Source organism: Comamonas aquatica NBRC 14918 (assembly GCF_000739875.1).
In the GTDB taxonomy this organism is placed as follows: domain Bacteria; phylum Pseudomonadota; class Gammaproteobacteria; order Burkholderiales; family Burkholderiaceae_C; genus Comamonas; species Comamonas aquatica.
Window position 1 is genome coordinate 1 of sequence record NZ_BBJR01000041.1, and the last position, 19939, is coordinate 19939.

A 19939-nucleotide genomic window follows, 5' to 3' on the forward strand; every position below is an offset into this window, starting at 1 on the left:
TACATGCAGCGGCAAGCGATGCGGGCAGGCAGCGGCCAGGCTACGCGGACGGCGCGAGTGCCGCGCCAGGGGGCACGCGACGGCACCAGTTCCCTCTTGCGAAGGAGCATGTCGGAGCCGCGGCAACGCGCCCTGCGAAAAAGAGCCCCCTGCGCAGCGACAGACCAACCGACGCAACGCCGCACCGGTGAGGCGCGCCGCTGTCAAACCGACGGCAACACCTCGGTGCTATGGCGGTTGGTAGGCATGGCGCCCACCCGCGCAGGCTGGGGCCGTGCGGGGCAGAGGGCACGCGTCGGGCAACGCGCGTTGGTGTGCCAGCCCAGGCAGAAGTGCTGAGTCTCCAATCAGCCTCTAGCGCTAATCTACAGAGCGCTGAAAGCTATGGTTTTTAGCTGCTTCTGGCGCAGGCAGTGCCCAGATCTCGCGGAACATCAGGCACAGCTTGTGGCCGGCCGGGTCTCGCACATAGGCCAGATAGCGGTCATTGCCCGGGGCCTTGCGCCAGCCTGCAGGGTCTTCGATGGCCACACCGCCGTGGGCCAGCGCCGCGTCCAGCGCGCGGTGCAACTGGTCGATGGAGGTGGTTTTGAAACCCAGCGTGAAGCCGTTGTAGTGGGTGCAGGGCTGGCCATCGCGCGGCGTGGCGATCATCAGGCGCGTGCCGTCGTGGTCCCAAACATAGCGTTCAAAACCGTTGACCTGGATGTGGCTGGCGGAGGGTGCGCCCAAGATGCCGAGCACGGCGTCATAGAACTGGCGGCTGGCGGTGAGGTCGTTGGTGCCGAGGAGGATGTGGGAGAGCATATGGAATTGAAAGCTATTTATTTAATCGTGCTTTGTTATTGTCCCACCAATCAGATCATCATCTTGATTTGACTTTTCTTTACTATCTTTTTTGTTGGAGAAAATATTTCTATACACACTGTTTAAATCTGGAAATTTATCTAAAGCATTTTTGAATGCACTTGATTCAATCAAATCATGAAATGGACTAGATGGAGTTTTTTGTTCCATAACTCGCATAGGTTCTTGGTCAAGGCGATCTAATGCACTACCAAATAATCGGTGTATAAATGCATCGTCAATTTCAGCAGCTTCTCTTCGATACCCTTCATAAGCTTTTGCGACTGATGATTTAAAAGAATAGTCTTCTGATAATTTGAATCTATATGAGATTAGAATTGTTGATATCCAGGCAAACCATAATGGTCCGCCAATACATAGAGTGCTCAATAATAAGTGAACGAAAATTGCAATAAAATTAATGTTATCTTTAGATAGCAATTCGTTCATGTAATTTATTCTTAATAGTGCAAGTATTGCGCCGCCTACCAGCGATACGCTCAATGCAGCAACCCACCATCGAATAGATATATTTAAATATCTTGCTCTTTCTTCAAATGCTGCAGCCAACCCAACGCTAGTTGATGCGCGAAGAGCTGTTTCGCATTGAGCTAATATTGCCTCGGCTTTTTGTTTGCTGCCTTCAAGTGAATTTTCTATTTTTTCAATTTTTCCTTTTAATTCTTTTGATTGAATCTCGCACCTAGCGGTTTCTTCTGCTGCAACATTCGCTTTGGACTTTGCGTTTCTTAAAGTTTCTAAGCTTTCTGGAAGCTCGTCCGCTGCTGCATAGGCATCATTAATTGTTTTTATCTTTTCTTGAAGTAGCTTGTGTTCAGGCTCTATTTCATTAATTCTTTTATCGATGGCAGATATTCTGCTTGCCAAAGATTTTGGCATCGCATTAGGGTTTTTTAATGTTGTCCATGATAGGATTGGATTGATTGAGAAAAAAGCCAATCAATAAAAGATAATAACGGTGGAAATGCTTGACCGCCATTCCCATTTTGAATGTGTGTTATGTTGTTTGATATGATTTTTTGAATTCTATCTGGAAGTGATTTGATGACATCAATTAATGAATCTGGAATTTTTGTTTTTTCATCAATTCTATCAATAGAGGAAATAATGTATTCGATTTGATCGTTTAATTCACTTTTCTTAATTGCTGGGGCATACCAACCGTAATGATCTATTAAAAGATTATCTCCAGCAATTGAGGAGCTTATACTTGTTTGTAGTTTTTTTAATGCTTCGATAGCATTTTTCTTAATGTCTTGCATATTGGTTTATGATTAATGCTGTTGCTCTTGTCGCCGCCACATAAGCCAATTTAGATTCCATCTCCAAATCTTTCTGGCTTAAATTTTCTCTAAGTTTTGACGTCGAATGCCACCAACGGAAATTCCAGAACTTGATGGCGTCATTAGTCTGCACTAGTTGAACCGTACAGGCTCTGGTCTTGTATTGGTGCGTTTGACAACCACAGTCCCGGCAATTTTGTCATGCCAACCTTGTTTGCGGCGGTCAAAACCGATCCAGAAAATACCCAAGCCGAGCGGAAGCATTGCAATAAAGTAACCGAGGTAGCGCAGCATGGCTTGACCGACGGTGACTGTTGCGCCAGTTTGTGCATCCACGACTTGAGCCGCCACAGCCATCTTCCCCGGAGTTGCTTTTTTGTAAAGCCAAAAAAGCACAGTGGCAAAAGCGGGTAGTACCCAGCTAATTAAGAAATCTGCAGGGCCCAGTACCAGGTCTTCAGTTTCTAAATATTCCCATCCGTAAATAGAGATCAGCAAGGGGAGGGTGATGAGCAAGAGTAAAATGCCATCAATCAATGCGGCGCCGGTGCGCGTCCAGAAACCAGCATATTCAAGTGGTTGTGTGTTCAATTTCTCTCTCCTTGGTTTGGGTTAGTTTTTTGTGAAGCTCTCTGGCGTGATAGTATTTGTGGATGTCAGGTATATAAATTGCAATACAAGCTGCACAAATCAATCCCAAAATGAAAAGCAATTTGCGTTGCTCTTTTTTAGTTTGTGTAATGTGATCACGCCATTCCTTGAATTCAAAAAATTCGCAGATGGTTTGAATCTCGGTAGGGCTGAAACCCGTGGTTTGCAGACGGGCTGGGTTTTGTTTTTGACAATCTCCACGATCCAATGGTGGTGTTACCAAAGGCCATGCAAATACCATTTCCACACTGTCTTCATTTAAAACAATCCAGCGGTCTGTGGCTTTGAGGGTGGCCAGTCCGGGTTTGGCGATGGCCACAAAAATGCTGACTCCGAGAAAAAAAATCAGAGTGCACAGCCACATGAAAAGGGCCACTCTGTAAGGCATTCCAGGCAGTTTGTTGGTGTACACCCGGTGGTTTTCCAAATCAAAGCAGTCGCCACAAGCGCTGATAGTGGCCATGGGCACTTGCTGTTTCTCGCTCCATGCGATCAGTTCGTGCGCTTGTGCCAGACTTTGCACTTGTGTGCCACTGAACAGGCGAAATGCGTAAAGGCTGGTTTGGTCGTGGGTAAAGGCTTGAATGCGTGGGTCTGGGATGTCTTTGTTGCCATGCACCAAGAGCCAGAAACGGCGCAGAAGAAAGTGCAGCGACTGCGCGCGCCAGCACAGGTAGGCAATCCCTAAGATCGCAATCGCGGAGAGGCTAGCCGTGAGCAGCGGGATGGGCGAGATCAGCGTTTCCATGGCTTATCTCTTGCAGTATTTTTCGCCCGCTGTCATGCGGTACAGGTAGGAAATCAGGGTAGGTATCAGGATGGCCATGTCTCAGGAGTGCGCTGCCCCTCCCTGGCAGGCTGCGCGGTTGTTGTAGCAATTCGTTGCGTTATAGGGGCGAACGGATGAACGGCAGTACATAGTCGAGTGAACTGTGGGCCATGGTTGCTTTGCGTGATCCGTATGTTTTTGGCTGTTAACTCTTATCTATTCAGCGCAAGCTGCTAGGAATTTTGATTTTTTGGTTCACACTTGCTCACGATGAACGGTGGTCACGGTGGACACCCTTCGGATGCAGAGGGGTTGGCCCAGCGCTGGCAGCGTGTGGCCCCCGCCATGCGGGCGAACAGGCGGGGTACACAGCACGGGCACATGGCGAGGTCATGCTTCCCCACGCATCCCACCGCGGGTGAAGCGTGCTCGGGGTTTGCCGTGCAGCGCATGCCTCCTATCGCTGTGGTGCTGCGGATGCCAGGTGTGCGGGTGGCCGAAGACCTGGCACACACGCTGCCCAGCGCGCAGTTCCAGAAGCTGCTGGATGCCGACTTTGTCAGCGTGGGCCAGATCGTCAAGGCCGCAGGCACCCAGCAGGACTGAAGCGCGGGCCGGTGGCTGGACCGTGCCAGCCCACGCCCAGGCTTTCCGTTGGAGAAGAATTTTTTGATAGCTGTTAGCGCAGGTGGGATAAGCGTTAGATGGTGATTTCGATGAAATTTTCACCCCGCAGGTCACAGGTGGGGTGAAGCGCGCTGCCTGCGGCGTGGCCCCGATCCCCTGACTGGGTGGCCACCCGAGTGGTCCCCCAAGCCCACCTGCCTGGTCGGGCGGACACGGCGCAGCAGCAGCGCATCTGCAGTGACCCAGCGCCGGGGTGCACGGTGGTGTGGAATCCTCCTCGTCAATCGCGTGCCGCTGCCCCCCATGGACCCCAGGCACGGCTGCAGCGTGGCCCTGCCGTGTCCCAATGGCAGCTCTCAGGTCATTGTCGGGGGGCGAAGCGGCCGGGCTTGCGGGCACAGCACCTGCAGACCGTGGGCTCAGGCCGCACCATCGAAAATGTGGCGGCCTTGCGCAGTCCGTTCGGACCAGGCCGACGTGGCAGTCGCGCGTTTGCTGTGCCCGCAGGGTGCCTTGATCACCTGCGTTGTGGTTCTACAGCGTCCCCCCACGGTCGGTCTTGCCTTGCATGGGGGGCGCAAGGCATGCACCATGGGCGCAGGCCGCACGGGCCGCATGAGATTACAGATGACAAGGAGTTTGCACATGTCCATCCCTTCCAAACCCTGGGCACTGCCGATCGCGTCGGTGCTGGATCCTCGCCTGTCGCAGGTGCTGGAGTACTGGCTGGGGGCGGAGTTGCCCACCAACGCCAGTGCGCAGACGCGCCAGGCGCTGTGGTTCACCAAATCGGAAGAGGTGGACGAGGAAATCCGCCACCTGTTTGGTGCGGTGCTGCAGGAGGCGCTGGCGGGCAAGCTGGACGGCGAGGGGCTGGAGTCCCCGCTGGGATGGCTGGCGCTGCTGATTGTGCTGGACCAGTTCACGCGCAACGCCTACCGCGGCACGCCCAAGAGCTTTGCCGGTGATGCCAAGGCGCTGGCGCTGGCCCTGCAGGGCATTGACCGGGGCTGGGACCAGGACCCCAGCATCCCGGAGATGGCGCGCATTTTTGTCTATCTGCCACTGGAGCATGCCGAGAACCTGGCGATGCAAGAGAGCAGCGTGGTGGCCTTCGAAGAGCTGCAGCGCAACGCGCCGCCGCAGCTGCGCGAGTTTTTCCAGGTCACGCTGGACTATGCGCACAAGCACCGCGAGGTGATTGCGCAGTACGGACGCTTTCCGCACCGCAACCCCATCCTGGGGCGCGAGAGCACGGCGGCCGAGAAGGCCTATCTGAGCCAGCCTGGCGCGGGGTTCTGAGAGGGGCGGTAGCACCCGCGGTGTCGGTCAACACTGCGGTGGCGCCTGCGCCTGCACCTGCACCTGCAACTGCAACTGCAACTGCAACTGCAACTGCAACTGCAACTGCAACTGCAACTGCAACTGCAACTGCAACTGCAACCCTGGGTCTGTCTGTGCCGCATGCTGCGCAGGCCAAGATCGCAATCCGTCAGCGTTCGCAAGCTTGGTGGATGGCCTGGGCATTCCCAATCCGATGGCTTTGATGCGGTGGCGTGCTAGGGCGATGTTGCCGTCTACGGTGGCCGGGCCGTGGTGGTGGCGTGCAGCCCGATGCCCAAGACCGCGTGGGGAAAATCCTCTGCACAGGTAGCCCTGGTCACAGAACATGCGCAGTTGGTGGGGCACTGACAACCATGCAGCCGCAGTCAGCGGTAGCACCGATGACGGTCACACCTGCGGCCAGCCACACGCGCCGATGCTGAAAAAAACCTACCGGGGTGATTCGACTGCCGCACGGTGCCAGCCGCTGTCTTGACGGACATGGTGGCTGAAATTGGGGCGAGAGCGTAGCCCCGCGAAGACCCAGCCGTTGCGCGCCTGCCAGTTCCGACAGCCTCCGCAATGCTGCAAGGCAGAAAGCGATGGAGCGTGGGGCATGGGCCTGGCGGTGCGACGGGCACGCCCCGCTTTTTGCCTTTTTGGGCAGTGCAGCTTGTAGATACTGCGCTACCAGCTATATTTTTTGAGAAATCTCAGTCTTTGGTGGGACGGCGGCCGGTCAGGGACCAACCGGCGTGCATGTTGTTCTTGTCGTTCTCGTATTCCCAGTTGGTGCCGCAGCGCTCGCAGACGTAGCGGGTGACGGTGACCATGCCGGTGGCGCGTTCGCGCTTGTAGTTGCTGCCCTGGGCCAGCTCGACGTGGCCGGGGGCTTTGCGCCAGTTGCGCTGGATGCCGGCGCAGGCATCGCACATTTCGATTTTTTTGAGTTCGCTCTGGCGCTGTGGGTCTTGGGTCATGGTGTTCTTTTCTGCGGGCACGCAGGGCGTGCAGGGGGCATCACTGTACCTAAATCAGGCGGACGGTGTGCTGGCGGGCGGGATGGCGTGGTGGTGGGGCAGGGTACCGGCCATCGAGTGGGTCCGATTTGGTCTGCGTCTGGCACGCCTTTGGGCTGGAGAGGTCGTGCGGGGCGCAGGCCGTGCACGGTGTCTGCACCGAGGCACCGACGGTGTGGCGCGGGGTGAGGCACGCCACCTGCCGGGCGCTGAAGGCTGGGTCTTGCACCTGCCCCAAGCGGCCAGTGCGGCGCTCTGGCCGTCGCTGGTCGCATGGGGCATGCGGGGCATGGGGTCGGTGGGGATGTCCCACTGCTGTACCACGCCCGGGCGTGGGCGCGGCAGGGGCACGGGGTCAGAACTGCACGCGTGCGCCCAGTTTCCAGGTGCGCTCGAACTGCACGGGGTAGATGGCGTCGTCGCGCACCCAGATGCCGTTCTTGCGGTCCAGCAGGTTGCTGACGCCCACGTACATGTCCAGGTGCTTGTCCAGCTGGTGGCGGTAGGTCAGGTCCGTGCTCTGGAAGGCTTTCTGCCACTGGGCGTTGTTGTTGTCAAAGTCGCCCGCGGCCCAGGTGCTGCTGCGCCAGGTGTGCGACAGGTGCAGGTTGCCACGCTCCGCCACGCGCAGGTTAAGGCCCAGCACCACGCTGTGGCGAGACACGCCCGGCAGCTCCTTGCCATTGAAAGCGCCGCCGCCGTCGTTCTCGCGGTCGATGATGGCGCGTGTCCAGGCGTAGTTGATGTGGCCGGACAGCCGCGGGGTGATCTGCACGCGGTCCTGCAGCTCCAGGCCGTACTTGTGGGATTGGTCGATGTTGGTGTTGATGCCGGAGAACGGGCCAGTCTCGAAGTAGTAGATCTCGTTCGAGAGCTTGGCGTAGAAGGCCGACAGTTTCAGGCGGTGGCGTGCCGTCTGGTGGTTGGCGCCCACGGTCAGCGTGCGCGCCTTGGCGGGTTCGATGAAGCCGTTGAAGGCGGTGATGGGCGAGCCCGAGCTCCAGTCGGTGAAGAAGAAACGATCCACGTCCGGGGTGACGAAGGCGTCGCTGTAGTTCGCAAACAGTGCCAGTTGCGGCGACAGGCGGTGGTTGGCACCCAGCTCCCACGAGGTCAGGCGCTGCTCGGATTGCAGGGACTGGCCGCTGAGCGGGCTGTGGCGGTAGGTGACTTCCTCGCGGCGGATGCCGGCGGACAGGGTGAGGGCCTCCAGCATGTACTGCCCCTGCAGGAACAGGCCGCGGTTGTGCTTGGTGGTGCTGCCGGATTGCGTGCGTTGGCCGTCGAAGTTCTGATAACCCGCATTCAGGATCAGCGTATCGTGCTGGTACTGCGCTGCCACTTCGTTGGACACGTAGCGGTACTGGGCGGCGGGGGGAAAGCTGGGGAACAGCGAGGACTTGTCCTCATCGTGGTGGCGGGCCGACAGCTTCCACTGGCGGTTCACGCGGTACTCGGCGCCCAGGCTCCAGTGGTCGCTTTGCAGCTTCTGCTGGGTGTAGGCGGCGCCGGTGTGCATGCCGGGGTGGGCGTTGAACTGTGCCTGCGTCAGCGGATTCTGGTAGCGCGTGTCGATGTGCGAGGCGCCGGCCTCCATGTCCAGGCGCAGGCCTTCCACCGGCTTGAGGGCGCCGGCCACACGCCAGGTGTTGGCTTCCGACTGGTCCCGGTGGCCCGTGGGGTCGGGGCTGCTGAATCCGTTCACATGGCTGTGGTCCAGGGTGGCCGACAGATCGAAGCGCTCGCGGACCAGGCCTGCCGAGGCGATGGCGCCGCGCTGCCCGTGGTCGCCCGCATAGGTTTCCAGGCTGACTCCGCTGCGCGGCTTGGTGTAGATCTGGATCGTGCCGGCGGTGGCGCCGTCACCGAACATCACGGCGCCGCTGCCCTTGGTGATTTCGATGCGCTCAATGTCGCTGAGCGAGATCGAGCCGATGAGCTGCGGGATGGAGTCGATGTTGTTGAGCCGACGGCCATCGACCGAGATCACCAGGTTCTGGAAGCCGTCATTGCCATAGCCCCGCATGCTGATCTGCGGGGTGTAGCGGTTGCCGTAGCTGGGGCTGATCTGCAGCGAGCTTTGCTGCGCCAGATAGTCGAACAGCGAATGCGCGCCCGAGCGCTCGATGTCGCTGCGGGTGTGCACCTCGGACGCATAGGGCGCATCCTGGTCGTGCATGTCGATGCGTGTGGCCGAGACCACGATGGGCTCGCTGAGGCTGGACTGGGCGCTGCCAGGGGCCGCCAGCAAGGACAGGGCGGTTCCCACAGCCAGGGAACAGGGGGAAGGACGGAAGGGCATGGACATCACTCATCAGGCCGCGATCCTGCGTCCCCGCAGGCGGCGGCGTTGCGTACATGGATGCACCGCGTTCGGGGAAGGGGGCTGCTGAAGGCAGCCAACATGCCGCACTCGTCGCTGCCACCCCGCAGCGCATCCGACTCTGTACGTTTCGGCCGGTCTCCGGGCTGGTGCGTTGGTCCGGTTGACCGGACATGTGGAACGCCTTCCCAGGACGTTGTCGTCCCAGTGGCACAGGTTCCACAGACTCGCACTTACCGTTGCGGGGGCAGCACAGGCATTGCATCGATTGGGGAATGGCGCGCACCTGTTTCCCGTTTAACCCAGGGCGTGACCGACCTGGGCACCGATAACGTGGTCACCGCCTCTTGGGAGGCAGTGGACGGCGATGATACCGGGCTTCCCGACCGCACGGGTTGCGCGGCGCAGGAGCCCGCAGCGCTGGGACGTGCATCCAGGCTGTGGAATGGCAGGGGTTGTGCTGAAAGTTGGTGCTTGCACTGTGTGCGTACACATGCGGCATCGCCCACACGCACGGAGCCTGTGGCGTGGGGTGTGTGTCCAGCGCGCTCAGCGCGAATGCACCACGCTGGCGTCGATCTCGCCATACACGGTGATGCCACTGCCGCTGCGGGCGCTGGTGTCCGAGGGCTGGTAGTACTGCGCGCGCTGGGCGCAGCCACCCAGGGCCAGTGCAAGGCACAGGGCGGTGGCGCAAAGGGTCATGGTTTTCATGGGCAACTCCTGGTCCAAGGCTAAGGCCTGGGCGGCCGGGGCCGGTAAGCAGAGGTAAGTGTCGCCCTGGCAGGCGGGGGTGTCCAGGCACAGGGGGCACCGGCAGCCCTCCGAAGGCCACGGTTATTGGACCGGGCGCAGTGGGCCGGGGCATCGCCCCGTCCTTGGCCGGGGTCAGCCCGGTCTTGCACCGGGAAGGCTGGTCCGTGCCCCCTTGTCTATGTGGTCCGGGGGCTGGTCAGGCCGGCAGGCACTGCAGCGCGGCCTGGACCAGTTGCATGGTGGCCAGCGGGTCGTCGCAGGCGATGGTGTGGCGCTGGGGCATGCTGCGCAGCCAGGTGATCTGGCGCTTGGCCAACTGGCGCGTGGCGGCAATGCCCTTTTCGCGCACCAGGTGCATGTTCAGTTGCGGGGTGTTCTTGCGGACCTGCCAGTCCAGCTCTTCCCAGACCTGGCGGTAGCCCACGCAGCGCATGCTGGGCAGGTCGGGGTGCAGGTCGCCGCGCGCGCGCAGGGCTTGCACTTCGTCGATGAAGCCGGCGTCCAGCATGGCCTGGAAGCGCTGGGCAATGCGGGCATGCAGCCAGGCACGGTCGCTGGGTTCCAAAGAAAATAGCGTGCAGTCGAAGGCAGGCTGTGCGTCTTCAGCTCTCTTTTTGGCTTGGTGAAAGCTGGACAGTGGCTGGCCGGAGATGTGCCAGACCTCCAGCGCGCGCTGGATGCGCTGGCTGTCGCCGGGCGCCAGGCGGGCGGCGGTTTCCGGGTCCACCTGGGCCAGTTCGGCATGCATGGCGGGCCAGCCGATGCTGGCGGCCTGGGCGTCCAGCCGGGCGCGCACCTCGGGGTCGGCGGCGGGCATGTCGTCGATGCCGTCGAGCAGCGCCTTGAAATACAGCATGGTGCCGCCCACCAGCAGCGGGATGGCGCCGCGCGCTCGGATCTCAGCGACCAGGCGCTGGGTGTCCTGCACGAACTCGGCCGCGCTGTACGACTGCAACGGGTCGAGGATATCGATCAGGTGGTGGGGCACGGCGGCCCGCTCCTGCGGGCTGGGTTTGGCGGTGCCGATGTCCATGCCGCGGTAGACCAGGGCCGAGTCCACGCTGATGATTTCACTGGGTTGGCCGCGCTGGGCCAGGACGGCGGCCAGGGCCAGCGCACCGTTGGTTTTACCGGAAGCCGTGGGGCCTGCAATCGCAATGCAGGGCAGAGGGTGGGGGGACGCAGTCAAGGCAGGGGGCAGGAAAGGGTTGAAGCCAGCCCGGCGCGCATCAGGCCGAAGTGGCCGCGCCGGGGGCGCCGTAGCGGCGCACCAGCGTCCATGATGCCAAGGCTGCGGCCAGGCACCACAGGCCCAGCCCGAAAACCAAGGGGTACACAGTGCCATTGAAGCTGCGGCCCAGCACCTGTCCGGTGGCAAAGGCGCACACCATCATGATGAAACCGTTGAGCGCCGAGGCCGTGCCCGCCGCCTGCGGAAAGCTGCTGACCGCGCCGCTTTGCCCGCAGGGCTGCTGGATGCCGTGGGCCACCGGGTACAGCATGCACACCGCGGCGTAGGCCAGGCCGCTGCGCACGCCGGCCCAGGCCAGCGCCGCCAGCAGCACGGCGCACAGCAGGGCCAGGCCGCCGGCCACGGCCACGGTGCGGCGCACGCCCCAGCGCACCAGCAGGCGGCGGCACAGGATGGTGCCACCGATGTAGACCATGCCGTTGGCGGCCAGCAGCAGGCCGATGTCCTGTGCGCTCCAGCCCAGCACGCCCATGAACACGAAGGGCGAGCCGGTCAGGAACACCACCAGCCCGGCGAACGAACAGCTGGTGGTGGCCGTGTAGGCCAGGAAGGTGGGGTGGCTGAGGATGCGGCGCCAGTTTTGCCACAGCAGCCGCGGGCGCAGGGCGTGTGGGTTGAAGTGCTGCACGCTTTCCTGGAAATGCAGCCACACCAGCAGCCAGGCCCCGCTGCCGGCCAGCGCCAGGGTGACCATGGTGGCGCGCCAGCCCAGGTGGGTGGCCAGCAGGCTGCCCAGCAGCGGGCTGCTGCAGGCCAGCACGCCCAGGCCGGTCAGGGCCTTGGACATGACCTGCGCCCCTTCGACGGGCTGGTACAGGTCGCGCACGATGGCGCGCGCCGCCATGACGGCCGCGCCCAGGGCAGCGCCCTGCAGCACCCGCAGCACGATGAGGCTGTGCATGTCGGGCGCCAGCGCGCAGCCCACGGCCGCCAGCACGTACAGGCCGATGCCGGTCAGCAGGATGGGGCGGCGGCCCCAGCGGTCGGACAGCGGGCCCCACAGCAGCTGCGAGCCGCCAAAGGCCAGCAGCAGCGCGGTGAAGGTGGTTTGGGTCTGGGCCACGCTGGCGCCCAGCTGTTCGGTCAGCAGGGGCAGGGCCGGCAGGTACAGGTCGGTCGTCAGCGGCTGCAGGCCCAGCAGCAGGGCCAGCATGGCGATGACGAACACGGGGGACATGGCCGCGCGTGCTGCGGCGGAGGGGGAAACAGAAGACACGAACAACCAGTGCGAAGTGAAACCAACGGGCGGCAGGCCATGGGGACCGGCCGCCGCGCAGGTTAGCAGTTGCACCTGGGCGTGGTGTCGCTTGTTTAAGACAGTGGCAAAAAATGCCTCTGGCGCTTGCCTGGCAAGCGCGAACAGCTATGGATTTTTAGGCGCCAGCCACGCAGCCAGGGCGGCGCGGTACTGGGTCTGGCCCAGGCTGTTGGTGTTGTGGTGAGTGCCGCCTTGCACCAGCACCCACTGCTTGGGTGGCATGGCGGCGTCGTACAGCTGCTGGCCCAGGGCCGGGGGCACCAGCGTATCGGCGCTGCCGTGCACCACCAGCAGCGGCGCACCGATGTGGGCCACCTTGTCCAGCGAGTCGAACTTCTGCGTGATCAGCGGCCCCAGCGGCAGCCAGCCCCACTGGAAATTGCGCGCCATGTCCCGGATGTTGGTGAAGGTGCCTTCCACCACCAGGCCCTGTTCGTCGTCGACGCGCGTGGCCAGGTCGATGGCGATGGCCCCGCCCAGCGAGTGGCCGAAGATGAAGCGCGGCGCCTGGGGGTGCTGCTGCGCCAACCAGTGCCAGGCGGCCAGCGCGTCTTCGCGGGCGCTGACCTCCGAGGGCAGGCTGGCCGGCTGGGTCTGGCCGAAGCCGCGGTAGTCGATGGCCAGCACGGCAAAGCCCAGGGCGTGCATGTGGCGCATGCGCTGGGTGGAGCCGGTGACGTTCCAGCGCGCGCCGTGCAGGTACAGCAGCACGGGTGCGCGGGCATTTTTCTGGGCCAGCCACAGGCCGTGCAGGCGCACGGCCTGCTGGTCGGCCTGGCTGTGGAAGTCGATCCACACGTCCTGCATGCCCGCCATGTCGGCACGCTGCCAGACGCGGTCGCTGGGCTGGAAGATCATGGCGCGCTGCTTGGCATCCAGCGCAGAGCAGCCGGCCACGGACAGTGCGGTGGCGACGGCGGTGGCCCAGATCAGGTGGCGCAGTTTCATGGTGGTGGTGACGCAAAACAGGGTGGTTTGGGACTATGCTTGCCGGCAAGCTTGCGCGCGGCCGTGCAGGCGTTGACCAAGGATGAATGTGACCATGCTGATCGGGCTTGCTGCCAACCGACTCCATCACCAGACCGAGGACGCTGCACTGTTCGCACTGCTGCGCGCCATCGAACCCGGCATCCGTGAGCTGCAGCTGGGCCTGCATGCCGTGGGCCGCACCTATGATGCCATCGCGGCGGCCGACATGCTGCACCGATACCCCCAGCTGGTGCGCTACCCCTATGGCCGCGAGGGCGGGCTGATGAAGCTGGTGGCCGAGGTGGTGGGCATGGGCGACGGGCGCACGCTGGACGCCGCCATCTACCTGACCGACCCGGTGGACCCGTCCTCCATCTTCCCCGAGGCGCTGGCCCTCAAGCGCCAGTGCGTGATCCACGGCAAGGCCTTTTTGTCCACGGTGGCCAGCGCGCGCGACTGGATCGAGATGGAGCGCATCCATGCCGGCCTGCCCCAGGATCGCCATGCCGATCGTTTCCACGACTACGAGAACCAGACCCTGGCGCTGATTGCCCACGATGCGCTCAAGCCGCAGATGCTGGAGTTTGCGGCGCAGAACTTTGCCTTGCTGTCGCGCTTTCGCCGCCGCGTGGGCACGGGCACCACGGGCCAGAAGCTCAACGAACTGGCCTGGAGCAAGGGCTGGCCGCAGGACCTGCCCTGGGTGGACCGCTACAACAGCGGCCCGCTGGGGGGCGATGCGCAGATTGCCGATCTGGTGCTGGAGCGCCGCTGCCAGCGCGTGATCTTCTTCGAAGACCCGCACGTGGCACGCCAGCACGAGGCCGACATCCAACTGCTGGAGCGCGCCGTGACCACGGTGACGCACGAAGCGGTCTGCACCACCACGCTGAAGGTGGCGCAGCGCTGGTGCGATGCCGCCTTGCTGCGCGCCTGAGCGCTCCCATCCCAAGTCATCCAAAAAGCAGCCTGCGGGCTGCTTTTTTTGTGGGTGTGCCTGCTGTGGGAAGGCCTCAGAAGTGGTGGCGGATGCCCACCGAGAGTGACTTGCGGTCTTCGCCCGCGGCCAGGTCCTCGGGGGCGAAGTGCGCGCCGTGGCGGTTTTGCAGCACGGTGTAGAAGGCGTAGAGCTTGGTGCGCGCGCTCAGGTGGTGGTTGTAGCCCACGGTCCACTGGTCGGCCTCGGCCTGGCCAGGGGCGCTGGCGTGGCCGAAGTTGGCGTGCAGTTCGCCGGCACCCATCGCATAGGCCACGGCGGCGCGGGTCACCTGGGTCTTGGTCTGTACCCCGGCGACCCGGTCCTGGCTGCGCTGGTGGTAGCCCGAGACGGTCCAGTCGCCCTGGGTCCAGGTGGCGCGCACAGCGTACTGCCGGGCATCGGCCCATGCGCCGTAACCGGCGCCGAAGGACCAGGGGCCACGTTCGTAGTTGGCGGCCAGGTCATAGGCGTTGTGGCCCTGGTGGGCGGCGTCGCGCTCGTGGAAGCTGACGGTGGACTCCAGCGTCAGGCCGTGCCGTGTGGGCGACCTGTAGCCCAGGCGGTTGGCGGCGTTTTCCACACTGGCGTACAGCGCATCGGCGCTGATGCCGTAGTCCTCGTTGTGCAGGCTGGTGCGGTCGGCCACGGCGTAGTACGAGGGGTTGAAGAAGCGGCCCATGCGCACGGTGCCGAATGCGCCTTCCAGGAACACTTCGCTGCGGTTGCTGAAGAAGCTGCCGGCCTGGCTGGTGGCGCCGTCATCGGTCTGGATGGCGCTTTCCAGCACGAAGCCGGCCTTCAGGCCCTGGACCAGGGCTTCCACGCCCTTGAAACCGAAGTAGGCGTCGCTGCTGTTCAGGCTGTGCACGCGGCGGTGGCCGGTCTGGGTGGATTCCAGGGCTGTGTCCAGGCGGCCGTAGAAGGCGACCGCGCTGGCATCGGCCAGGGCGGTGGTGGAGAAGGCGAACAGGCCGCAGGCGGCCAGGGTCTTGGGGGAAAAAACTGTCACGTCACACTCGGAAAAAGCAAAGCCGGGCCTGGGCCCGGCAAACGATCACGCACACCGCAGCGGGATGGGCCACGGTGTGGGAGGCACGCAGGCAGACCGTGGGGTCTGGCTGGTGTGGGCGGCGTTTATACCTGCAGCGGTTCAACCCAGGGGCGTTCTGAGGTATGGAAACCATAGCTGCCTGCGCGCATTGGGCAAGGGCTGGAGACCTTTTTTGGCGGATGCCTACCGTGGTGTGCGGCCCAGTGCTGTTCGGCATCCGGCGGGGAGCGGACCTTTCGCCCCCGGCTGGCGCTGGGCATGCGGTCGGGGGGCGGCGCTGTGCCCGCGTTCGACCTCAGACCCTGGTGCGGGCCACCGGCGCCCTGCGCAGGGCACCGGTACCCGGGGATGGTGGCTCAGCTGCGCTGGGGCTCCAGCGTCTGCGTGTGGAGCGAGTGGCCGTGCAGGTCTTTGAGCGTCACGGTCAGCGCCTGGCTGCGGTGGTCGATGTCCAGCTGGCCAAAGAACTGGTAGCCCTCGCTGGGCGCGGCATTCGGGCGGGGCGAGGCCTTGCTGTAGACCACCTCCAGGCCAAAGGTCTTGTCGGCCTCGTTGGGGCCGAAGGTGCCGGCATTCAGCGGGCCGGAGACAAATTCCCAGAACGGATCGAAGTCCTGGAATTGCGCGCGCTCGGGGCTGTAGTGGTGGGCGGCGGTGTAGTGCACGTCGGCCGTCAGCCAGACCACGTTCTTCACGCCCGCATCCTTGATGCCTTTGAGCAGGCGTGCCATCTCCAGCTCGCGCCCCTTGGGCGTGCCGTGCTCGCCGTTGGCCACGGCCTCCCAGCGCGAGACACCTTGTTCATCCTTGCCGTCGGGCACGAACAGGCCGATGGGCATGTCGCAGGCAATCAGCTTCCAGGTGGCCTGGCTGGCCTTGAGCCCCTGGATCAGCCACTCGATCTGCGGGCGGCCCAGCAGGTCGGTGTCGGCACTTTCCTGGGTCTGCAGATTGGTGGTGTTGGGGCCGCGGTAGCTGCGCATGTCCAGCACAAACACATCGGCCAGCGGGCCTTGCGGCAGCACGCGGTAGATGCGCTGGGACTCAGCCGCGCCCCACGGGCGGATGGGCGCGTATTCCATGAAGGCGCGCTGGCCGCGGGCGGTGAGCAGCTCGACGTTCTTCTCGGTGTAGGCGGCGTTGCCCAGCAGGCTCTTGCTGCTGGAGTAGTTGTTGGTGACCTCGTGGTCGTCCCACTGCCAGATCTGCGCCACTTCGCTGCCGAAGGCGCGCACATTCGCATCCATCAGGTTGTAGCGGTAGCGGCCCCGGTATTCATTCAGGGTTTCGGCCACCTTGGCGACTTCGGGTGTGACCAGGTTCTTCCACAGCGTGCCATCGGGCAGGCGCACTTCGGGCAGGATGGGGCCGTCGGCATAGATGGTGTCGCCGCTGTGCACGAACACGTCGGGGTTGGTCTGGCGCATGGCTTCGTAGATGCGCATGCCGCCAAAGTCCTCGTTGATGCCCCAGCCCTGGCCGGCGGTGTCCCCGCTCCACACCAGGCGCAAGCCCTTGCGCGCCGGCTGGTGCGCGGCCTGCGGGGTGCGGAAGTGCCCTTGCTGCACCGGCGAGCGCACGTTGGCGCTGGCAAAGTCTTCCAGCGTGACGCGGTAGAAAATGTCCTGGCCGGCCGGCAGACCCTGCAGGTCGATGCGGCCCGTGCCGTCGCTGCTGGCCAGCAGGTCGGGGCCGCGCACGCGCTGGCTTTGGGCAAAGCTGGCGGTGGTGGACCACTCCAGCCACATGCGGGCATCGCGGCTGGCGCGCGCCCAGACGATGGCGCTGTGGGCCAGCACGTCACCGCTTTGCACCCCCGAGGGCAAGAGGGCGCGGGCGCTGTCGCGGGTGATGGCGGCAGGGGCGGTCTGGGCCTGCAGCACCTGGGGCAGCAGCCCGGTGCTGCCCAGCAGGGCGCCAGAAGTCAATCCCCAACCCATGAATCGGCGGCGTTCCATCGTGTGTGTCCTTGTCGGTCCTGGTGAATAAGCAGCGCAAGGCTAGGCAAGACCTGTGACAAGGCGATGAACGGCGGCGGGCGGACGCGGGCCGCAGGCGGGCAACTGCACGCTGGCGGATTGGTGGCGCACTGCGTGCGGCCATGAAAAAAGGAACCCGAAGGTTCCTTTTTAGGGGGACAGCGCGCGTCGCGGCTGGCGCTCAGATCACGCCCTGGGCCTGCATGGCTTCGGCCACCTTCACAAAGCCGGCGATGTTGGCGCCGTCGATGTAGCTGATGGAGCCGTCTTCGCGCTTGCCGTACTTCACGCAGGCGGCGTGGATGCCTTGCATGATCTGCAGCAGGCGGGCGTCGACTTCCTCGGCGGGCCAGCTCAGGCGGGCGGCGTTTTGCGACATTTCCAGGCCCGAGGTGGCCACGCCACCGGCGTTGGAGGCCTTGCCGGGCGCATACAGCACGCCAGCGGCTTCAAAGGCCTTGGCGGCTTCGATGGTCGAGGGCATGTTGGCGCCTTCGGCCACGCAGATCACGCCGTTGGCGATCAGGGCCTGGGCATCGGCGGCGTCCAGCTCGTTCTGGGTGGCGCAGGGCAGGGCCACGTCGACCTTGATGCCCCAGGGGCGCTGGCCGGCCAGGAATTGCACGCCGGGCACCTGGGCGGCGTAGTCGCTGACGCGGCCGTACTGGTGGTTTTTGATCTCCATGAGGGTGGCCAGCTTCTCGGTGGTGAAGCCGTTGGGGTCGTACACGGTGCCGGAGGAGTCGGACACGGTCACCACCTTGGCGCCCAGCTGCATGGCCTTTTCCACGGCGTACTGGGCCACGTTGCCCGAACCGGAGACGGACACGGTCTTGCCCTCGAAGGACAGGCCGCGGGTCTTGAGCATTTCGTCGGCGAAGTAGACGGTGCCGTAGCCGGTGGCTTCAGGACGGATCAGCGAGCCGCCGAAGGTCAGGCCCTTGCCGGTGAACACGCAGGCGGCGCTGTTGGACAGCTTCTTGTACATGCCGGCCATGAAGCCCACTTCGCGGCCACCCACGCCGATGTCGCCCGCAGGCACGTCGGTGTCAGGACCGACGTGGCGGAACAGCTCGGTCACGAAGGCTTGGCAAAAGCGCATGACTTCCGCGGGGCTCTTGCCCTTGGGGTCGAAGTCCGAACCGCCCTTGCCGCCGCCCATGGGCAGTGTGGTCAGCGCGTTCTTGAAGGTCTGTTCGAAGGCCAAGAACTTCAGCACCGACTGGTTCACCGAGGGGTGGAAGCGGATGCCGCCCTTGAAGGGGCCGATGGCCATGCTGTGCTGGATGCGAAAGCCGCGGTTGACCTGCACCTGGCCCTTGTCGTCCATCCAGCTGACGCGGAACTGGATGATGCGCTCGGGCTCAACCAGGCGCTCCAGCAGGGCGTTGTCGGCGTACTTGGGGTGCTTCTCGATGAAGGGCCACAGCGATTCCATCACTTCCGTGACGGCTTGCAGGAACTCGGGTTGACCAGGGTTGCGGGTGGCAACGTCTTGCAGGAATTGCTCGAGGGTGGCGTACTTCATGAGGTGGTTCTTTCAGGGCACAAAACAAAAGCGCCGCAGCGCAGCAAAAAATTATGCCAAAAATGTATGCATGTATGCACCAAAACAGGCATGACTTGTAGAAGATTGGTGCATAGATGCCTTGCTATGGTGCATGTATGCACCAAGTTTGTGTGTTTGCGGCAGACGCAGGCATGCCACCCGGTCAAGGTGGCCGAGCACTCAATGCTTCTGAATTGATAGCTGGTTGGGGCAAGGTGGATCAGCCATCGTATGCGGCGATGGTGGTCATGGCGTGGCACGAGTGGCTGCCTGGCGCGGTGCTGCTATGGATACGGAAGCTGGTGGCGCACGGTTGTCATGCTGCTGCAATAAAAAAGCGCTTGAAGCCCTGAAGCTTCAAGCGCTGACAGCTATGAAAAATGAGGGTGACGGACCTGGAAGGGGTCGTTGGCCACCGTGCCCGGCCGTGGCCGCGGTCTCAGATCAACTCGAACGGGATGGCGCCCCACTGGATGGTGTGGGCCGCCAGGCCATAGGCCAGGGCCTGGGCGGCGCTGGTGTCGGTGAGGTGGCGCACCTCGGTGGCGTGTGGCGTGGTGTGGCAGCGCAGCAGCCAGTCGGACGGCGGGGCATGGCTGGCGGTGTCGGTGATGCAGATCAGCTTGGCGCCCAGCTTGCGCGCGCGCTCGCACAGGTCGGCCATGTCGGCCCGGATGCCGCCCAGGGCAAACAGCACCACCATGTCACGCGGGGCGATGCGGGCCAGCACGTCCTCGATGGTCTCGCCGGCGGCGGGCGCGCCGTAGACGGGCTTGTCCAGGCCGCTCATCAGGTGGCCGCGCAGCGAGCGCGCCAGCATGTGGTTGTGCTGCAGGCCCACGCAGAAGATGGCCGGCGCCTGGTGCAGGGCCGAGGCCATGGCGTCCATGGTGCTGGCCGGTATCTGCGCCAGCGTGGCGGTCAGGTTGTCCTGCAGTTGCTGCCACAGCAGCGCGCAGTTGGGCGTGCTGGGGGACAGGGCGATGCCGGCGCTGGGCAGCGGCAGGCCGGAGGTGGTGGCCTCCAGCCGCGCGGTGCGGCGCGCCTCTTCGTAGCTGTCATAGCCCAGGCGGCGGATGAAGCGCGTGACGGTGGCGTTGGACACGCCGGTCAGTTGGGCCAGCTCGCTGGCGCTGTAGCCTGCCAGGTTGATGGGGTAGTCCAGCACCACCTGGGCCAGCTTGCGCTCGGTGGGCGAAAAGCTGTCCAGCGCGGCGCGCACGCGGGCGAAGAAGGGGACGGTGATGGCGTCCTTGGCAGGGGGGAGGGTGGTCGCCATGGTGG

General features: G+C 63.3%; 18 protein-coding genes and 1 riboswitch. Of the genes, 3 read left to right on the forward strand and 15 right to left on the reverse strand.

Annotated features, from left to right (window positions below; genetic code table 11):
- Positions 1-360 precede the first annotated feature (360 nt).
- From CA2_RS08440 to CA2_RS08450, 5 genes are all read right to left on the reverse strand, one after another.
- On the reverse strand, positions 361-807 hold the full coding sequence (locus tag CA2_RS08440) for a VOC family protein (protein WP_042415293.1): 447 nt from the start codon (positions 805-807) through the stop codon (positions 361-363).
- A gap of 21 nt (positions 808-828) precedes the next feature.
- A complete protein-coding gene (locus CA2_RS17980; RefSeq protein WP_156105992.1) occupies positions 829-1746 on the reverse strand; it encodes a hypothetical protein in 918 nt (305 codons plus the stop codon).
- A 14-nt stretch (positions 1747-1760) separates the two neighbouring features.
- A complete protein-coding gene (locus tag CA2_RS17985; protein ID WP_156105993.1) occupies positions 1761-2129 on the reverse strand; it encodes a hypothetical protein in 369 nt (122 codons plus the stop codon).
- A gap of 153 nt (positions 2130-2282) precedes the next feature.
- Positions 2283-2741 carry an RDD family protein gene (locus CA2_RS08445; protein ID WP_042415296.1) on the reverse strand — a complete coding sequence of 153 codons (459 nt, stop codon included), beginning with the start codon at positions 2739-2741 and terminating at the stop codon, positions 2283-2285.
- Positions 2722-3549: a DUF6216 family protein gene (locus tag CA2_RS08450; RefSeq protein ID WP_042415299.1), complete on the reverse strand. Its 828-nt coding sequence runs from the start codon at positions 3547-3549 to the stop codon at positions 2722-2724. Before CA2_RS08450 ends, CA2_RS08445 begins: the two co-directional genes overlap by 20 nt.
- 471 nt (positions 3550-4020) lie before the next feature.
- Between CA2_RS08450 and CA2_RS17990 the strand changes: the two genes are divergently transcribed.
- Both CA2_RS17990 and CA2_RS08455 read left to right on the forward strand, forming a co-directional pair.
- Complete coding sequence (locus CA2_RS17990) at positions 4021-4176, forward strand: hypothetical protein (protein ID WP_156105994.1); 156 nt, start codon at positions 4021-4023, stop codon at positions 4174-4176.
- 666 nt (positions 4177-4842) lie between these two features.
- Positions 4843-5499 (forward strand): DUF924 family protein, encoded by a 657-nt coding sequence (locus CA2_RS08455; protein ID WP_042415303.1) that lies wholly within the window; start codon positions 4843-4845, stop codon positions 5497-5499.
- 734 nt (positions 5500-6233) lie between these two features.
- Here CA2_RS08455 and CA2_RS08460 read toward each other — a convergent pair.
- The 6 genes from CA2_RS08460 to CA2_RS08485 form a co-directional block, all read right to left on the reverse strand.
- Positions 6234-6500 (reverse strand): hypothetical protein, encoded by a 267-nt coding sequence (locus tag CA2_RS08460; RefSeq protein WP_042415518.1) that lies wholly within the window; start codon positions 6498-6500, stop codon positions 6234-6236.
- Positions 6501-6894: 394 nt separating this feature from the next.
- Entirely contained in the window at positions 6895-8841 is a 1947-nt protein-coding gene (locus CA2_RS08465; protein ID WP_042415306.1) for a TonB-dependent receptor, read from the reverse strand.
- 136 nt (positions 8842-8977) lie between these two features.
- Positions 8978-9208, reverse strand: a riboswitch (cobalamin riboswitch).
- Between the two features lie 203 nt (positions 9209-9411).
- Positions 9412-9576, reverse strand: a complete 165-nt coding sequence (locus tag CA2_RS08470; RefSeq protein WP_154165012.1) for a hypothetical protein — start codon at positions 9574-9576, stop codon at positions 9412-9414.
- 238 nt (positions 9577-9814) lie between these two features.
- The gene (gene miaA, locus CA2_RS08475; protein WP_042415312.1) at positions 9815-10807 is read right to left on the reverse strand and encodes a tRNA (adenosine(37)-N6)-dimethylallyltransferase MiaA; all 993 of its coding nucleotides are present in this window, start codon (positions 10805-10807) and stop codon (positions 9815-9817) included.
- Positions 10808-10847: 40 nt separating this feature from the next.
- Positions 10848-12086, reverse strand: a complete 1239-nt coding sequence (locus tag CA2_RS08480; protein WP_245620914.1) for a multidrug effflux MFS transporter — start codon at positions 12084-12086, stop codon at positions 10848-10850.
- Between the two features lie 147 nt (positions 12087-12233).
- Positions 12234-13076 carry an alpha/beta hydrolase gene (locus tag CA2_RS08485; protein ID WP_042415317.1) on the reverse strand — a complete coding sequence of 281 codons (843 nt, stop codon included), beginning with the start codon at positions 13074-13076 and terminating at the stop codon, positions 12234-12236.
- 94 nt (positions 13077-13170) lie between these two features.
- Between CA2_RS08485 and CA2_RS08490 the strand changes: the two genes are divergently transcribed.
- On the forward strand, positions 13171-14034 hold the full coding sequence (locus CA2_RS08490) for a methylglyoxal synthase (RefSeq protein ID WP_042415521.1): 864 nt from the start codon (positions 13171-13173) through the stop codon (positions 14032-14034).
- 76 nt (positions 14035-14110) lie between these two features.
- Here the strand turns inward: CA2_RS08490 and CA2_RS08495 are convergent, their stop codons facing one another.
- From CA2_RS08495 to CA2_RS08510, 4 genes are all read right to left on the reverse strand, one after another.
- Entirely contained in the window at positions 14111-15085 is a 975-nt protein-coding gene (locus CA2_RS08495) for a porin (protein ID WP_052369879.1), read from the reverse strand.
- A 398-nt stretch (positions 15086-15483) separates the two neighbouring features.
- On the reverse strand, positions 15484-17085 hold the full coding sequence (locus CA2_RS08500) for an alkaline phosphatase D family protein (protein ID WP_042415320.1): 1602 nt from the start codon (positions 17083-17085) through the stop codon (positions 15484-15486).
- 202 nt (positions 17086-17287) lie between these two features.
- On the reverse strand, positions 17288-18634 hold the full coding sequence (gene gdhA, locus CA2_RS08505; protein ID WP_042415323.1) for an NADP-specific glutamate dehydrogenase: 1347 nt from the start codon (positions 18632-18634) through the stop codon (positions 17288-17290).
- A 460-nt stretch (positions 18635-19094) separates the two neighbouring features.
- The gene (locus tag CA2_RS08510; protein WP_042415326.1) at positions 19095-19934 is read right to left on the reverse strand and encodes a MurR/RpiR family transcriptional regulator; all 840 of its coding nucleotides are present in this window, start codon (positions 19932-19934) and stop codon (positions 19095-19097) included.
- Positions 19935-19939 lie beyond the last annotated feature (5 nt).

What these genes read in the sequence shown, in the direction of transcription:
- CA2_RS17990 (WP_156105994.1), top strand. Translation starts at nt 4,021, where the DNA reads ATGCCTCCTATCGCTGTGGTGCTGCGGATGCCAGGTGTGCGGGTGGCC.
- CA2_RS08440 (WP_042415293.1), bottom strand. Translation starts at nt 807, where the DNA reads ATGCTCTCCCACATCCTCCTCGGCACCAACGACCTCACCGCCAGCCGC.
- CA2_RS08455 (WP_042415303.1), top strand. Translation starts at nt 4,843, where the DNA reads ATGTCCATCCCTTCCAAACCCTGGGCACTGCCGATCGCGTCGGTGCTG.
- CA2_RS08470 (WP_154165012.1), bottom strand. Translation starts at nt 9,576, where the DNA reads ATGAAAACCATGACCCTTTGCGCCACCGCCCTGTGCCTTGCACTGGCC.
- CA2_RS08465 (WP_042415306.1), bottom strand. Translation starts at nt 8,841, where the DNA reads ATGCCCTTCCGTCCTTCCCCCTGTTCCCTGGCTGTGGGAACCGCCCTG.
- CA2_RS08460 (WP_042415518.1), bottom strand. Translation starts at nt 6,500, where the DNA reads ATGACCCAAGACCCACAGCGCCAGAGCGAACTCAAAAAAATCGAAATG.
- CA2_RS08500 (WP_042415320.1), bottom strand. Translation starts at nt 17,085, where the DNA reads ATGGAACGCCGCCGATTCATGGGTTGGGGATTGACTTCTGGCGCCCTG.
- gdhA (WP_042415323.1), bottom strand. Translation starts at nt 18,634, where the DNA reads ATGAAGTACGCCACCCTCGAGCAATTCCTGCAAGACGTTGCCACCCGC.
- CA2_RS08450 (WP_042415299.1), bottom strand. Translation starts at nt 3,549, where the DNA reads ATGGAAACGCTGATCTCGCCCATCCCGCTGCTCACGGCTAGCCTCTCC.
- CA2_RS17980 (WP_156105992.1), bottom strand. Translation starts at nt 1,746, where the DNA reads ATGCCAAAATCTTTGGCAAGCAGAATATCTGCCATCGATAAAAGAATT.
- CA2_RS08490 (WP_042415521.1), top strand. Translation starts at nt 13,171, where the DNA reads ATGCTGATCGGGCTTGCTGCCAACCGACTCCATCACCAGACCGAGGAC.
- CA2_RS08485 (WP_042415317.1), bottom strand. Translation starts at nt 13,076, where the DNA reads ATGAAACTGCGCCACCTGATCTGGGCCACCGCCGTCGCCACCGCACTG.
- CA2_RS08510 (WP_042415326.1), bottom strand. Translation starts at nt 19,934, where the DNA reads ATGGCGACCACCCTCCCCCCTGCCAAGGACGCCATCACCGTCCCCTTC.
- CA2_RS17985 (WP_156105993.1), bottom strand. Translation starts at nt 2,129, where the DNA reads ATGCAAGACATTAAGAAAAATGCTATCGAAGCATTAAAAAAACTACAA.